This window comes from Streptococcus sp. oral taxon 431 (assembly GCF_023115445.1).
GTDB lineage: Bacteria > Bacillota > Bacilli > Lactobacillales > Streptococcaceae > Streptococcus.
On the sequence record NZ_JALDUI010000008.1, the window covers coordinates 64,465 to 80,286 of the forward strand.

Below are 15,822 nucleotides of genomic sequence, written 5' to 3' on the forward strand. Positions count from 1 at the left end.
GTGGTTTGTTTTAAAAAATACTAAATTAGAGATTCAAAATGAAAATTAATATTACAAATATTTACGGTATGTCTGGTCAAAGCACAGCCTTAATTGCCCAGAACGAAACCGTTAAAATTGCAAGAAAGTTAGACTTTCACGAGCTTGGCTTTTACTTTTATAATATCTATAGTGATAGTCAAGGTGAGTTGAATAGCCGTTTAGATGGCGTTTTAGCTAAGCTGGGTTATGGGGATATCGTTGTTTATCAATCTCCTACATGGAATGGTAGGGAGTATGACCAGGCCTTTATCAGGAAATGTAAGATTTTAAACACGAAAATCATTACCTTTATCCATGACGTGCCACCCCTTATGTTTCCATCCAATTATTACTTAATGCCTGAGTACATTGAGATGTACAACCAATCAGATCTAGTAGTTGTTCCTTCGGAAAACATGAAAGAACGGCTGATTCAGGAAGGATTGACAGTTCAAAAGATTATTATCCAAGGCATGTGGGATCATGTTCATGACTATCCTTTGAGACAGCCTACTTTTCAGAAAAAACTATCTTTTGCGGGTAGTGTAGAACGTTTTGAACACTTATCCAACTGGGCTTACTCAACCCCACTCGATATTTTTTCCGAGTCTAATCAGGAGAATCATAATCCAAGTGTTTCCTTTAAAGGGTGGAAAACAGATCCAGAGTTGCTTTTTGCTTTGTCAGAGGGGGGCTTTGGCTTAGTGTGGGGAACAAGTGAAAATCCAGCTGAAGAGGCAGATTACTATCGCTTGAATATCTCTCATAAAGTTAGCACTTATCTTGCAGCAGGAATTCCAGTAGTAGTACCATCCTATCTCTCAAATGCCAGTTTCATAAAGGAAAAAGGCTTAGGTTATGTAGTAGATAGTTTGGAAGAAGCCAGTCGCCTTGTAGAGGGAACGACAGTAGAAGCTTATCAACAAATGGTTGAAAATGTATATAAAGTGAGTTATGCCTTGAAACAAGGTTACTTTACAAAAAAACTATTGATTGATGCAGTGATGCAGGTTTTGGATGTTTAGAATAGAATAGTTATGGATTGCCCTCATCCATTAGGATGAGGGAATGCCATTATTGGCAAAAGATTAATTTATAAATTTATACTCTTCGAAAATCAAATTCAAACCACGTCAGCGTCGCCTTACCGTATATATGTTACTGACGTCGTCAGTTCTATCTGCAACCTCAAAGCAGTGCTTTGAGCAACCTGCGGCTAGCTTCCTAGTTTGCTTTTTGATTTTCATTGAGTATTAGCTATGTTCATCAGAATATCTCATCACTCGAATAAGGTAGGAGAAAAATTTGAAGAAAAAATTAACATCAGTTGTCGTGAAACGGGTTATGTGGACGATTTCTTTCTTATTCATTTACGTTCTAGGAAGTAGATTGACCCTTCCCTTTGTAAACGTTAATGACACGAGTTTTTTGGGTGGAACTGCAGCTTTCTTAGCCTTTTCTACGTCTATAACAGGTGGAAATCTTCGGAGTCTTTCCCTATTTTCAGTTGGACTGTCTCCATGGATGTCGGCGATGATTTTATGGCAAATGTTTAGCATGTCTAAAAAACTTGGTCTGGGTAGTTTACCACTTGAAGTTCAAGATCGACGAAAAATGATATTAACGTTTGTCATTGCTTTAATCCAAGCATTAGCCATTACTCTAAATCTCCCTATTCAGTCAGGGGTGAATTATGGGCTAGTCTTGACCATGAATGTTCTACTCTTGATTGCGGGCACCTTTTTCTTAGTCTGGTTATCGGATTTGAATTCTTTGTTTGGTGTCGGAGGGTCTCTAGTTATCTTGATGTCAAGTATGGTGTCAAGTATGCCACAAAACATCTTAAAAAGCATCAAGGAGTTACAAGTTGGCCCCTTATTGATTGTGGCTCTTTTGCTGCTCTCAATGGTATTTTTAGCGATTGCAGTTAGAGTTCAGAGAGCTCGTTATCGAATTCTGGTAAATAAGATTATGATCCACAATCGCTTTAAACGTTATTCTTATTTGGATATTTTGCTGAATCCAGCTGGAGGAATGCCCTTTATGTATGCCATGTCCTTGGTATCCATCCCACAATATAGCTTGTTGCTTCTTCAAATGGTTTTGCCGAAAGAATCGTGGATTGGAGAGTGGATTAGCCGCTTTGCAATTGGTCAGCCAATTTGGGTCTTCACTTATATTGTTGTTTTATTTATATTAGGAATTGCGTTTGCATTTGTAAATATGAATAGTGAAGAAATTGCTGAGAGAATGAAAAAATCTGGAGAATATATTTATAATATCTATCCTGGAGAAGATACTAGTCGTTATCTCGGAAAATTGATATTTCGTTTTGCAATCATTGGGTCTATCTATATCGTATTTATGGCAGGATTTCCAATGTTGATTGTCTTATATGATCCGCGCTATATGCAACTGAGTATGCTTTCAGGTTTATTTTTGATTTTTAATGGAATGGTGTTTAATATCAAGGAAGAAATCGATGCCTTGACATTAAACGAGAATTATCGACCACTCTTAGAAATCGATTCATAATTGTGAGGAGAAGCTATGTATTATTTCATTCCTTTTTTGGAGCGCAACAATCCATCATGGCAAGCAAATATTGTGCCTTGGTATAGGACTCCTTATCGCTTAGAATTTGATGATATCTTACACCAAATTCGGATTTTTAAACGCCAAGAATTAGAATCTAAGATGCTATGGTTGACTTATCATCCTCATCTACGTTATTTGTTACACAGACAAGATTTGTTGGAGTCGGATGTTTTCTCCGTTTTTGATGCTATTCAAAACATTGAAAATGAGGAGATGCACCCTTTACAATTAAAAGACTTGACATGGGATGAAGACTGTGACTTTATCTATACCCCTTTCTTAATTGTAGTCAAGCAAAAGGGGGCACTCTATGCTCATATTGAATATGGTTCAGAAGGTTTTATCAGCTATATCACTTACTTTAAGGATAACCAAGTTGATTTCATTTGTTATTTTGATGATCGTGGATTTTTATCTAGCCTTATAGAGTATGAGGATCAAAAACCAGTTACTCGTTATTATTACAACGCAAAAGGACAGTGGCAACTGAGGGAAAATTTGCAGGGCGAAAAGCCAATTGTAAAGATCAATCCAGCAGTAAGTTATCGTTTTGGAAAATTAGTTTATGACAGTATAGATGAGGTTATCTGGGAATTCTTAGCAACATTTTTAAATCAAGACTATGAGGTTGGAGATTCATTTGTTTTGGCAGCTAATACCAAGTTTCAAGATCAATTGCTAGAAAGGTTGCCAGAAGAAGCTCCAAAAATTATAAGTTTCTTTATTGAAAGAAATCAAGCAGATGATTTACAAGCTCATCGTCAGCTAGTAGAACAGTCTAGATTGTTGATTAGTGATCGGAAAGATTTTCTTGAGCGATTACAAGAGGCTTATCCCCAATTTGCTTCTAAAATGCACCATTTACCATCTTTTGATACGCGCTTGAAGTTAGGTCTTAGTCAACGGTTAAAGGAATCAAAAATTTATGTCCAATTAGATATACAGGTGCAACAAGATCCAGAAGTCTTGTATGAAGTTTTGCATTTTGTTTCGGAAAATCCCTTGACTGAGGTTGTTTTTTCAGTATTTAATGCAGAAGGTTATCAAATAGAAGCTTTGCAGAAGCAACTTGATTCGCTGATTATGGAACGTCTTAACCCAAGGGAGCTGTTAAAGGATACTGTGGTATCTGATGCGGAAAATACATTAGAGGAAAATACCAGAGATGATTATCGCTTTAAGATTATCAATCTAAATGATGAGATGGGCTTAATTCGGGAGTTAGAATATACTCGTTTAATTGTTGATTTGAATCCAGTCGCTAATATTTACACACAGATTGCAGGGATTAGTGCAGGAATTCCTCAAATCAACTTACAAGAGTCAGAATATGTGACTCACTTACAAAATGGTTATATTCTATCAGATTTATCAGAGTTTAGTAAGGCAGGACACTACTTTTTAGATACCCTGAAACATTGGAATCAAGCCTTAATTTACTCAATTGATAAGATTCGACAAAATACAGGTGATCAATTTGTAGATAAGTGGGAAAAATGGTTAGAGGAGGCAAAAAGTGAGCAATAAATTACAGATTTTGCAGATAGGTAGCAGAAACTGGAGCCATGACTATGAGCTTCCTGAAAATATGGAGTGGCACTTCTTTTGGCCGAGATCAATGACTGCCATAAAGAAGGTCATGAAAATGGAAGGCTTAAGAACTTTTTCAGCTGTTTTGGTTGAAAATCCTGAGCACTTATCGGATTTGATTCCGTTGATGAGAAAGATTACTCCTTATACGATTTTCTACCCTGATACAGCTGAGCCTCAATCAAAAGATCTTCAAGACTTCTTGAAAAAAACTTGTGCTCAAGCAACAGATTTTTCAAACCCAGTAGAACTTTTGAGACTCCTATCTAAAGCCCTGTTTAGAGGGCAGTATGGGGATAAGTTAGTTCCAATTGATATGATTGTCAATCCTGCTTTTAAGGGAAAGGTTCGATATAACGGTTATGAAAATCTAGAACTCCTAGGAAAGTATGGTCAAGACTTTCGCCCTTTAATTAGTTGGAAGTATAATATCCGAGCTAGCGAATTTAACCCAGTTGAACTCTGGCTCGAATATGAGAAAGATTGGACTTGTGATATTCGCCTGATCGTTCGAAATATTCAAGATGGATCTACTGCTAATTTTGTCAAAGAGCGAGTTTTCACTGTTGAAGATATGCAGTCTGCCTTGGTACTGGATGATGATTTTTCTTCATTTATCAGTGTCTCTTTAGAAGCTAGAGGAGCAGGATGTCTGAAAATAGGAGCTCTTCACCAGCGTTTAACGCGCTACCAGTTTGGTAAATATGTTCTTGGTGGAGGTATCATCCATAATGACAAGCGTGAGGAGATCAATTACTTTTTCTATCCAGGAGACTTTAAGCCTCCTTTGAATATCTACTTTTCTGGTTATCGACGAGCAGAAGGATTTGAGGGGTTTGGAATGATGAGATCCTTTGGAGCACCTTTCCTTCTCTTTCAAGATCCTCGAATCGATGGAGGGGCTTTCTATCTGGGTGATGACTGTCTTGAAAATGGTGTTCGAAATGTCATTCAAGAACATTTGGATTTGTTAGGATTCTCAAATAAGGAACTAATCCTTTCGGGCATGTCTATGGGGACCTATGGTGCTATGTATTACAGCTCTTTCTTTGAACCTAAAGCTGTGATTGTTTCAAAACCCTTGACCAATCTGGGCTTGATAGCAGAGAGAGGCCGACTTGAGGCACCTGGGATTTTCCCAACTGCTTTTGATATCTTACGTCATCATTCTAAGGGAGAGGCTAGCTTAGATGCTATGAGAGCCTTAGATGACCGTTTTTGGACTCCTTTTAAAGAAGCAGATTTTAGTCAAACAATCTTTGGGCTCTCTTATATGAAAGAGGAAGACTACGATCCGCATGCCTATGATGATTTAGTAGCAGCCCTTTATCATACGGGGGCTCGTATTATGGTCAAGGGGACCTCAGGCCGCCACAATGACGATAGTACTACTAGTGCTGCTTGGTTCAAGAATTTTTATAAGATGATTTTAGAGCAGGATTTTGGGAGAAAGTTTTAATGATGATCAAACGGAATAAAGAAATATATTGGGGAGAATTTAAGGGAGCTAGTTTAGGTGATACGAGGCAAAATACATTTTTGTTTGGTTCTATTGTCCTCTATTATTCAAGAGACCATGTTTATCTGGAAAATGATATGGTGAATTCTGGTACTATGATTCATGAGTGGACCTCAAGTTTTAACTTTCAAGGAAATCGCTTAACCCCAACCTTACCTCTTTTAAAAAGGGGATATCGTTACCGTTTGTCTAGTCGTATGACTGTGCAACCTCAAAATGGTTTATACTTTAGGCTCATCTTTATGGATCGTTATGATAAGCAGGTTGGTCAAGTGATTGAAAAAGACTTGGATTTCACCTTTACCTATCCAGAAGAAGCCTATCATTACAGAGTACAGCTGTTGAGTGCAGGATTTCAAGCAGTTGACTTTCATTCATTTTCAATAGAAGAGGACGATTCTGAGCAAGATGTGGAACAAGAATAGACAATTGAGCAAGGTGAAAAAAATCTTGCATCAAATCAATCTAAAAAAAGAAGAGATGGCCTCGCTAACAGATGATGAATTAGCAGGTAAAACTCAAGAATTTAAAGATAGAATTGCTGCTGGAGAAAGCTTAGACGATCTTTTAGTGGAAGCTTTTGCAGTTGTACGTGAAGCCGATAAGCGGATCCTAGGAATGTTTCCCTATGATGTACAGGTCATGGGTGGGATTGTCATCCACCAAGGGAATGTTGCGGAGATGAATACAGGTGAAGGTAAAACCTTGACCGCTACGATGCCAGTCTATCTCAATGCCTTATCGGGAAAAGGTGTTATGCTGGTGACGACTAACGACTATCTTGCCAAGCGTGATGCAGAGGAGATGGGACAAGTCTATGAGTTCTTAGGTTTGACCATTCGCATTCCCTTTTCTGAAGACGAGGATGAAGAGTTAACGCCTGAAGATAAGCGGGAAATTTATAGTGCGGATATTGTTTATACGACAAACAGTGGTCTTGGTTTTGACTACTTGATTGATAATCTAGCCTCTAGTGAAGATAAAAAGTACATGCCAGAATTTAACTTTGTTATCGTAGATGAGGTAGATTCAGTCTTGCTGGATAGTGCTCAAACTCCCTTGGTCATTTCAGGTTCTCCTAGGGTTCAATCCAATTTTTATGGAATTATTGACACCTTGATGACAACTCTAGTTGAGGGTCAAGACTATATCTTTAAAGAAGAGAAAAAAGAAGTCTGGCTCACTACTAAGGGCGCTCAAACTGCGGAGAGCTTTTTAGGTATTGATAACCTCTATTCTGAAGAACATGGCGTACTAGCAAGACACCTGACCTTTGCTTTACGAGCTCATACCTTATTTAAAAGGGATAAAGACTATATCATCCGTAAGGGTGAGAAAGAGGAAGAACTCGTATTGGTAGATCAAAGTACAGGTCGTTTATTAGAAATGACCAAATTACAGGGTGGTTTACACCAAGCCATTGAGGCAAAAGAGCATGTTCCCTTGTCTGAAGAAACACGGGCGATGGCTTCCATTACCTACCAAAGCTTATTTAAGAAGTTTAAAAAAATCTCTGGGATGACTGGGACAGGAAAGGTTGCAGAGAAAGAGTTTTTAGAAACTTATGGCATGTCAGTCATTCGAATCCCTACAAATCGTCCGAATCAGCGAATTGATTATCCAGACAATCTCTATGTTACCCTACCTGAGAAAGTGTATGCATCGCTTGCTGAGATTAAATATTATCATGAAAAGGGTAATCCTTTATTGATTTTTGTTGGATCGGTAGAAATGTCGGAACTCTACTCCTCTCTATTATTACGTGAAGGAATTGCTCATAACGTTTTAAATGCCCATAATGCAGCGCGTGAAGCTCAGATGATTGCAGAGTCAGGTCGTATGGGAGCCGTGACAGTTGCGACTTCTATGGCTGGCCGTGGGACTGATATTAAGCTTGGTCCAGGAGTTGCTGAACTGGGTGGTCTAGTTGTCATTGGTACAGAACGGATGGATAGTAAACGTATTGACTTACAGATTAGAGGACGTTCTGGTCGACAGGGAGATCCTGGCTTGTCGAAATTTTTTGTCTCACTGGAAGATGATGTGATCAAGAAGTATGGACCTTCTTGGGTCCATAAGATGTATAAGGACTATACAGTAAATAAACAGATAAGCCCAGAACTTTTAGAAGGAAGACGCTATCGGAAATTAGTAGAAAAAGCGCAGAAGGCAAGCGATAGCGCTGCTAGATCATCAAGAAGGCAAACCTTAGAGTATGCTGAGAGTATGAATATCCAAAGAGAGATGGTCTATAGTCAAAGAAATCGCTTGATTGATGGAACCGAGGATCTTGATGGTTTTGTTGTAGATGTTCTGGATGAGTTCGTAAGAAAAAGCTTGGCAGAAGAACCCTTTGAAAGTAGAGAAGAACTGTATCATTTTATCGTTAAAAATATTAGTTTTCTTTACCATGCAGTTCCGCAAGAGTTAGATCTGACGGATAAGGATGCAATCAAGCTAGTTCTGGAGACAACCGTTCAAAAGAGTCTACAAGAGAAACGAACGATTCTGGAAACTCATGACTTCTTTTCAGATTTTCAGCGTTTAGCATTGCTAAAAGCAATAGATGATAACTGGGTAGAGCAGGTAGACTACCTGCAACAATTGAGTCTAGCAATCGGTGGGCAATCAGCTGCTCAAAAGAATCCTATTGTCGAGTATTATCAAGAAGCCTATCATGGATTTGAAGAGATGAAAAGGCAGGTCAAGAAGGATATGGTTCGAAATCTTCTATTGAGTCGAGTAGACATTTCACCTGATGGGGAAATTATGGCTTATTTTCCATAAAAAGGGGACAATATGACAATTTACAATATAAATTTAGGAATCGGCTGGGCCAGCAGTGGTGTTGAATATGCCCAAGCTTACCGTGCAGGTATTTTTCGCAGCCTAAATCTGCCGTCAAAGTTTATCTTTACAGACATGATTTTGGGTGATAATATCCAGCACTTAACCGCAAATATCGGTTTTGATGATGATCAGGTCATCTGGCTTTACACTCACTTCACAGACATCAAGATTGCACCGACCAGTGTGACGGTAGATGATGTTTTGGCTTACTTTGAAGGTGTAGAAAGCCGTCGTGAACGAAATGGGAAAATTGAACGAATCTTCTTCTCAGATGAGGACAAGTTTATCACTTGTTATTTAGTAGATGAGGAAAAAGATTTTGTCCAACATGTGGAGTATGTGTATGCTGGTAAGTTAATCCGCAAGGATTACTTCTCTTACACACGCTACTGCACAGAGTATTTTGCTCCTAAAGATAATGTAGCGACACTCTACCAAAGAACCTTCTACAATGAAGATGGGACTCCAGCTTATGAGATGTTCATGAATCAAGGGACCGAGGAAGTCTACCGTTTTAAGGATCGAATCTTATACGGGAAGCCTGCCTTGATCCGTTATTTCATGCAGACACTTGGGTTAAGTAAATCAGATTTAGTGATTTTAGACCGTGAAACAGGGATTGGTCAGGTGGTCTTTGAAGAAGCGCGTGCAGCTCACCTTGCTGTTGTCGTTCACGCTGAGCACTATAGTGAAAATGCGACCAATGATGATTATATCCTTTGGAACAACTATTATGACTACCAGTTTACCAATGCAGATAAGGTCGATCTCTTTATCGTTTCAACGGATCGTCAAAAGGAAGTTCTAGAGCAACAGTTTGCTCACTATACCTCGCACGCTCCTAAGATTGTGACCATTCCAGTTGGAAGTGTTGACCAATTAACAAAACCACAAAAGAGTCGTAAACCATTTTCTCTCATTACAGCTTCGCGTCTAGCCAAGGAAAAACATATTGATTGGCTTGTCAAGGCTGTGATTGAAGCTCATAAGGAATTGCCAGAATTAACCTTTGATATCTACGGTAGTGGTGGCGAGGAAGGACGTCTACATGAGATTATCGCTGCAGGTCAGGCAGAAGAGTATATTAAACTCAAGGGCCATGCAGAACTTTCCCAAATCTATTCACAGTATGAAGTTTATCTAACCGCTTCTACCAGTGAAGGCTTTGGGTTGACACTCATGGAAGCAATTGGATCAGGCCTGCCATTGATTGGTTTTGATGTTCCTTATGGAAATCAAACCTTCATCGAAGATGGTGAAAATGGTTACTTGATTCCAAGCTCATCTGACCATGTCGAAGATGAAATCAAGAAAGCTTATGCAGAAAAAATCTGCCAACTGTATTTGGAGAACCATTTGGAAGGCATGAGAGAAAAATCTTACCAGATTGCTGAGAAATTCTTGACTCAAGAGATTTTGAACAAATGGGAAAATACAATCAAGGAGGTAGTGGATGATTCAGTTATTTGATGTATACAATCAAGAAAGCCAAGATTTGCACTATAGTCTGACTGAAGCAGGCCTGTCTGATTTGGCTGTGGTTATTGAACCCGATGGATTTTTGCCAGCTGGAGTTGTCTCACCTTTCACCTATTATTTGGGTTATGACAGCGGTAAACCCTTGTACTTTAACCAAGTTCCTGTACCAGACTTTTGGGAGATTGCTGGGAATAATCAATTTGGAACCATCAATGACCTTAATCAAGAACGAGCAGTGATTCATTTTGCAGATGGCTTACAGGCTCGTTTGGTGAAAAAAGTCGAATGGAAAACACCAGCAGGTCGCATCTTCCAAGTGGATCACTATAATCGTTTTGGAGCTTGCTTTGCTAAGACGACCTTTGATGCTTCTGGCCAAGCTATCATGACTTCTTATCGGAATGTAGATCAAAAAGAAGTTATTTTGGAAAACCATGTCACAGGTGATATTCTGCTGACCTTGGAAGGTCAAGGATTGCGCCATTTTTCTGGTCGAGTGGCCTTTATCATAGACTTCTTACAAGGTTTGAAAGTGAATCTTGACCACATTCTCTTTAATACTCTATCTACATCGTTTTTGACTTCCTTCCATTTCCCAGACAAATCGGGTCAGGATATTCTAGTTTGGCAAGAACCATTACATAATGATATACCAGGAAATATGCAACTGATCTTAGAGAATGACCAGCTTCGAGCTAAGACCGTTATCATTCCAGATTATGCGACTTATGAACGTGCTTTGCAATTGACGGATGAAAAATTCCATCATAAGTTTAATCACCTAGGCTATCATTATAACTTTAAGCGTGATAATTTTGTTCGTCCTGATGCCTTGATTGTAACCAATTCGGACCAACTAGAGCAAGTCGAAAAACTGGTGGAAAGTTTACCAAGGGTTACTTTCCGAATAGCAGCAGTGACAGAGATGTCATCCAAGTTACTGGATATGCTCCGCTATCCCAATGTCGTACTCTATCAAAATGCCAGTCCCCAAAAGATTCAGGAGCTTTACCAGTTATCAGATATCTACTTGGACATCAACTATGGTAACGAACTACTTCAAGCTGTTCGTCAGGCTTTTGAACACAACCAACTGGTCCTAGCTTTTGAGGAAACAGCCCATAATCGTCGCTATATTGCCCCAAATCATATTTTCGCTAAGGAAGCAGTTGACGACATGATTCACACCATTGAGTTAGCTCTTTCTCATGTCAAAGAAATGGGACGAGCTCTGGGAGACCAAGGTTACCATGCCAATTATGTGGATCCAATCATGTATCAGGAGCGGATGGAAACCATTTTAGGAGAAAGCCATGACTAAAAAAGATCTATTTTATCAGGATGTTGAAGGTCGTATGGAAGAGATGAAACAAGAACCCATCAAAAAAGAAAAATCTACACGTGGTGAAAAAATCAGTAAAACATTCTCTTTCTTGTTGGGATTGATTATTTTGATAGGTTTGCTGTTTACTTTAATAGGACTTTTGAGGTAGTTAAATGACTGAATTATTGATAATTTTAACCATTATTTTAGCTATTGCCTTAATCATCCTTGTGACCATTCAACCAAGACAAACTCAAATTTTTTCTATGGATGCAACTAGTAATATCGGAAAGCCCAGCTATTGGCAAAGCAATACGCTTGTTAAAGTTCTAACTTTGCTCGTTAGCTTAGCCTTATTTGTGATGCTACTCCTCTTTATGGCCTTAACATTTTCATGATCTATATTTTTTAAAGAGACAATGCTTGACTTTAACAGTGAAGATTTACAGAAATTTAAGTTTGAGGAGAAAATTTTAAGAAAACTTTTAGGAATCTAGCTTATACTATAAGCATAAGTTAAGAAGACCTTAACTTTAACTCCTAAAAATTTTTCATAATAATCTCCCTATAAAATAAAGTCGCCCAATCAGGCGGCTTGTTTTTGTACTAATACTCAATGAAAATCAAAGAGCAAACTAGGAAGCTAGCCGCAGGCTGTACTTGAGTACGGCAAGGGGACGATGACGTGGTTTGAATTTGATTTTCGAAGAGTATAAGATTAAGCTTATTCATGGTATAATAGTGCTATGAGATTAGATAAATTTTTAGTTGCCTGCGCCGTAGGAAGTCGGACAGAGGTCAAAAACTTTCTAAAGGCTGGGCGTGTGACGGTCAATGGTAAAAAGGAAAAATCAGCCAAGCTGCAAATCAATGAAGAGACAGACGAGATTTGTTTTGACGGGGAAAAGCTAGACTACGAGGAGTTTGTTTACTATATGATGAACAAGTCCCAGGATGTTATTTCAGCAACTGAAGATCCTAAACACAAGACTGTTTTGGATTTGTTGGATGACTATGCACGTGCCAAGGAAGTTTTCCCGGTGGGGCGTTTGGATATCGATACGCATGGACTCTTACTCTTGACCAATGATGGCCAGTTGGCTCATGCTCTCCTTTCACCTAAACGCCATGTGGATAAAACCTATCTTGCGCAAGTCGATGGAATCATGACGGATGAAGATATTGAGACTTTTGCCAAGGGGATTCCGCTCAAAGACTTTACCTGCCAACCTGCTAAGCTTGAGCTTGTGTCTCTCGATAGAGAAAAAAACCAAAGTCTGGTTCGCGTGACTATTGCAGAGGGGAAATTCCACCAGATTAAACGCATGGTTGCTTACTGTGGCAAGGAAGTGGTGGACTTGCAACGTCTGACCATGGGAACTTTGACCTTGGATGAAAATCTGAAGCGTGGGGAATGGCGTCGCTTGACCACAGAGGAATTAGAAAGCTTGCTCGAAAGTGTTAGGTAAACTGTGGAATCTTTGAAAAAGGTGAGGAAAATATCCTTGCCTTTTTCAGTTTTTGGTTGCTTCCTTTGTGAAAAGAGTTATAATAGACTGTAGAATAAAAGGAGGATTTTATGAACGCGATTCAAGAATCATTTACAGATAAATTATTTGCCAACTATGAAGCAAATGTCAAATACCAAGCTATCGAAAATGCTGCTAGCCACAATGGAATCTTTGCAGCTCTTGAGCGTCGTCAAAGCCATGTCGACAACACCCCTGTTTTCTCACTTGATTTAACAAAGGACAAGGTCACTAACCAGAAGGCTTCTGGTCGTTGTTGGATGTTTGCGGCCCTTAATACCTTCCGCCACAAACTCATCTCTCAATACAAACTTGAAAACTTTGAATTGTCACAAGCTCACACCTTCTTCTGGGACAAGTATGAAAAATCTAACTGGTTCTTGGAGCAAGTCATTGCGACTGCTGACCAAGAATTGACAAGTCGTAAGGTAAGTTTCCTGCTCCAAACTCCTCAACAAGATGGTGGACAATGGGATATGGTTGTGGCTCTCTTTGAGAAATACGGTGTCGTTCCTAAGTCTGTTTATCCAGAGTCTGTTTCATCTAGCAGTAGCCGTGAGCTCAATGCAATCCTTAACAAATTGCTTCGTCAAGATGCTCAAATCTTGCGTGATTTGCTTGCTTCTGGTGCAGATCAAGCAGCTGTTCAAGCTAAGAAAGAAGACCTCTTGCAAGAAATCTTTAACTTCCTTGCTATGTCACTAGGTCTTCCACCACGTAAATTTGACTTTGCTTATCGTGATAAGGACAACAACTACCAAAGTGAAAAAGGCATTACGCCACAAGAGTTTTACAAGAAATATGTTGACCTTCCGCTAGAAGACTACGTTTCTGTGATCAATGCTCCAACTGCTGATAAACCTTACGGTAAATCATACACAGTTGAGATGTTGGGAAATGTCGTTGGTAGCCGTGCAGTTCGCTACATCAACGTACCGATGGAACGCTTGAAAGAATTGGCCATTGCCCAAATGCAGACAGGAGAAACTGTTTGGTTTGGTTCAGATGTTGGCCAGCTCAGCAACCGTAAAGCCGGAATCCTTGCGACAGATGTCTATGACTTTGAATCAAGCATGGACATTCAACTCACTCAAGACAAGGCAGGACGTTTGGACTACAGCGAAAGCTTGATGACTCACGCCATGGTCTTGACAGGTGTTGATTTGGATGAAAATGGTAAATCAATCAAGTGGAAAGTTGAAAACTCTTGGGGAGACAAGGTTGGGACAGATGGTTACTTTGTTGCCTCAGATGCCTGGATGGACGAATACACTTACCAAATCGTTGTTCGTAAAGAATTACTAACAGCAGAAGAACAAGCTGCCTATGAAGCAGAACCAATCGTCCTTGCACCATGGGATCCAATGGGTGCCTTGGCTGAATAAATGAGATATAAAAAGAACGGTTCTATAATTTTTAGGGTTGATGGAAATTTTCCACCAACCCTATTTTAGTGTATACAAAAAGGCCAACATCCATTATATTAAAAGCGCTGAAACCTAAAACAAAAGGATGATGACCATATGAACAATATACTAGAAGCTACACTACAAATCAAAGATAAAAACATTATTTGGGATAATAAAGTTCAAGAGAAGATATTTAAAAAGAGAAAATCTTTATTTTATGCAGCTACTTATACGCATAAACCAGAATTTTGTACCGTTTGTGGGTGTGTTAGCCGAAATAATAATATCGTTAAAAACGGCACGAAAACATCTCGTATCACTCTCTGTTCTGTTTCAGGCCTAGCGGCCTACTTAAATCTACGCAAGCAGAGATTTCTCTGTAGAGAATGCGGCTCTTCATTTACCTCAGACACTAGTCGAATCGTAGAAAAACACTGTCATATCTCTAAACGCTTAAAAAACGAAATTAAATCAAAAATAAGTGAAACAGTATCTGAAACCTATATCGCAAAAGAAACAAATGTTTCAGTTCATACGGTAAGACGTATCATAGATGATACAACACGTTTACTAAAGATTAAACCATTACACGATTTACCTGAGCATTTGTGTTTTGATGAATTTAAATCCGTCAAATCTTCCGATAGTAATATGAGCTTCATTATTTGTGATAGCACTACACACAAGCTGGTCGATGTTGTACGAGATAGAAAATCTTACAGCTTGAAAAAGTATTTTCATCGTTTTGAGCCTAAGACTAGATTAAAGGTAAAAACTATCTCCATCGACATGTACTTACCGTACATTCAATTAATAAAAGAAATGTTTCCTAACGCTAAAATTATCATTGATCCTTTTCATATCGTACAAGCCTTAAATAGAGAATTAAATCGAACTCGGGTACGTGTCATGAATAAGCATCGCTATAAAGACTCTAAATTATATCGAAAGTTAAAACATTATTGGAAGTTAATTTTAAAGAACTCTAATGAACTTCAGAACTATAAATATAATCGTTATAAGCTTTTTGAAAGCTTCATAACAAGTAAAGGAATCGTAGATTATATCTTAGAAAAAAATCCATCTCTTAAAAATGATTATGAGGTTGTACATTCACTTCGTGAATGTATACAGGATAGAGATTATATAGAATTCAAGGAAACGATTGAAGCAGCTACGCAATTAGACCTATCTCCTGGTTTAAAAAGAGTATTAAAGACTCTTATGACTTACTTGCCATATATTCAAAATACTTGTGAGTATCCAACTAGAACAAATGGCCCTATTGAAGGAATAAACAATAAAATAAAAGTGCTTAAAAGAAATGCCTACGGCTTTAGAAACTATTACCATTTTAGAAATAGGATTATTTTAATAACAAAAATGTTTGGCCCAAAACAAAAAGGAATTAAGCAACAATTAGTTGCTTCAGATTGAAGACAAAGTCCTTGGAAGTGAAGTTTCTAAGGGCTTTTCTTTGTGTAAAGTCGTATAATAGAGGTA

The 15,822-nt window shown here is 38.6% G+C and carries 13 protein-coding genes; all 13 read left to right on the forward strand.

The genetic code is table 11. The features are described 5' to 3' along the window. Positions 1–38 precede the first annotated feature (38 nt). The 13 genes from M1R56_RS05955 (at position 39) to M1R56_RS06015 (ending at position 15,756) form a co-directional block, all read left to right on the forward strand. Positions 39–1,046 carry a sugar transferase gene (locus tag M1R56_RS05955; RefSeq protein WP_248035011.1) on the forward strand — a complete coding sequence of 336 codons (1,008 nt, stop codon included), beginning with the start codon at positions 39–41 and terminating at the stop codon, positions 1,044–1,046. Positions 1,047–1,326: 280 nt separating this feature from the next. Continuing rightward, complete coding sequence (gene secY2, locus M1R56_RS05960; protein WP_248035013.1) at positions 1,327–2,556, forward strand: accessory Sec system protein translocase subunit SecY2; 1,230 nt, start codon at positions 1,327–1,329, stop codon at positions 2,554–2,556. Positions 2,557–2,571: 15 nt separating this feature from the next. After that, positions 2,572–4,146 (forward strand): accessory Sec system protein Asp1, encoded by a 1,575-nt coding sequence (gene asp1, locus M1R56_RS05965; RefSeq protein ID WP_248035015.1) that lies wholly within the window; start codon positions 2,572–2,574, stop codon positions 4,144–4,146. Next, the gene (gene asp2, locus M1R56_RS05970; protein WP_248035017.1) at positions 4,136–5,668 is read left to right on the forward strand and encodes an accessory Sec system protein Asp2; all 1,533 of its coding nucleotides are present in this window, start codon (positions 4,136–4,138) and stop codon (positions 5,666–5,668) included. Before asp1 ends, asp2 begins: the two co-directional genes overlap by 11 nt. Beyond that, positions 5,668–6,153 (forward strand): accessory Sec system protein Asp3, encoded by a 486-nt coding sequence (asp3, locus tag M1R56_RS05975; RefSeq protein WP_248035018.1) that lies wholly within the window; start codon positions 5,668–5,670, stop codon positions 6,151–6,153. The genes asp2 and asp3 overlap by 1 nt, the downstream gene beginning before the upstream one ends. Next, complete coding sequence (secA2, locus tag M1R56_RS05980) at positions 6,137–8,515, forward strand: accessory Sec system translocase SecA2 (RefSeq protein ID WP_153225667.1); 2,379 nt, start codon at positions 6,137–6,139, stop codon at positions 8,513–8,515. The genes asp3 and secA2 overlap by 17 nt, the downstream gene beginning before the upstream one ends. 12 nt (positions 8,516–8,527) lie before the next feature. Continuing rightward, complete coding sequence (gene gtfA, locus M1R56_RS05985) at positions 8,528–10,048, forward strand: accessory Sec system glycosyltransferase GtfA (RefSeq protein WP_248035020.1); 1,521 nt, start codon at positions 8,528–8,530, stop codon at positions 10,046–10,048. Then, positions 10,032–11,378 (forward strand): accessory Sec system glycosylation chaperone GtfB, encoded by a 1,347-nt coding sequence (gene gtfB, locus M1R56_RS05990; protein WP_075230875.1) that lies wholly within the window; start codon positions 10,032–10,034, stop codon positions 11,376–11,378. Before gtfA ends, gtfB begins: the two co-directional genes overlap by 17 nt. Beyond that, positions 11,371–11,550 carry an accessory secretory system protein Asp4 gene (gene asp4 / locus M1R56_RS05995; RefSeq protein WP_075230876.1) on the forward strand — a complete coding sequence of 60 codons (180 nt, stop codon included), beginning with the start codon at positions 11,371–11,373 and terminating at the stop codon, positions 11,548–11,550. The genes gtfB and asp4 overlap by 8 nt, the downstream gene beginning before the upstream one ends. 4 nt (positions 11,551–11,554) lie before the next feature. Beyond that, a complete protein-coding gene (locus tag M1R56_RS06000; RefSeq protein ID WP_075230877.1) occupies positions 11,555–11,779 on the forward strand; it encodes an accessory secretory protein Asp5 in 225 nt (74 codons plus the stop codon). A gap of 348 nt (positions 11,780–12,127) precedes the next feature. Next, positions 12,128–12,850 carry a pseudouridine synthase gene (locus M1R56_RS06005; protein ID WP_248035022.1) on the forward strand — a complete coding sequence of 241 codons (723 nt, stop codon included), beginning with the start codon at positions 12,128–12,130 and terminating at the stop codon, positions 12,848–12,850. 110 nt (positions 12,851–12,960) lie between these two features. Then, a complete protein-coding gene (gene pepC, locus M1R56_RS06010) occupies positions 12,961–14,295 on the forward strand; it encodes an aminopeptidase C (RefSeq protein ID WP_248035024.1) in 1,335 nt (444 codons plus the stop codon). Positions 14,296–14,433: 138 nt separating this feature from the next. Further along, positions 14,434–15,756, forward strand: coding sequence for an ISL3 family transposase (locus M1R56_RS06015; RefSeq protein WP_248035026.1), 1,323 nt, complete (start codon positions 14,434–14,436; stop codon positions 15,754–15,756). Positions 15,757–15,822: the final 66 nt, after the last annotated feature.

Excerpts from the sequence above, each read along its gene's own strand:
- M1R56_RS05955 (WP_248035011.1), top strand. The coding sequence starts at position 39 with ATGAAAATTAATATTACAAATATTTACGGTATGTCTGGTCAAAGCACA.
- asp1 (WP_248035015.1), top strand. The coding sequence starts at position 2,572 with ATGTATTATTTCATTCCTTTTTTGGAGCGCAACAATCCATCATGGCAA.
- asp3 (WP_248035018.1), top strand. The coding sequence starts at position 5,668 with ATGATGATCAAACGGAATAAAGAAATATATTGGGGAGAATTTAAGGGA.
- secA2 (WP_153225667.1), top strand. The coding sequence starts at position 6,137 with ATGTGGAACAAGAATAGACAATTGAGCAAGGTGAAAAAAATCTTGCAT.
- gtfA (WP_248035020.1), top strand. The coding sequence starts at position 8,528 with ATGACAATTTACAATATAAATTTAGGAATCGGCTGGGCCAGCAGTGGT.
- gtfB (WP_075230875.1), top strand. The coding sequence starts at position 10,032 with ATGATTCAGTTATTTGATGTATACAATCAAGAAAGCCAAGATTTGCAC.
- asp4 (WP_075230876.1), top strand. The coding sequence starts at position 11,371 with ATGACTAAAAAAGATCTATTTTATCAGGATGTTGAAGGTCGTATGGAA.
- M1R56_RS06000 (WP_075230877.1), top strand. The coding sequence starts at position 11,555 with ATGACTGAATTATTGATAATTTTAACCATTATTTTAGCTATTGCCTTA.
- M1R56_RS06005 (WP_248035022.1), top strand. The coding sequence starts at position 12,128 with ATGAGATTAGATAAATTTTTAGTTGCCTGCGCCGTAGGAAGTCGGACA.
- pepC (WP_248035024.1), top strand. The coding sequence starts at position 12,961 with ATGAACGCGATTCAAGAATCATTTACAGATAAATTATTTGCCAACTAT.
- M1R56_RS06015 (WP_248035026.1), top strand. The coding sequence starts at position 14,434 with ATGAACAATATACTAGAAGCTACACTACAAATCAAAGATAAAAACATT.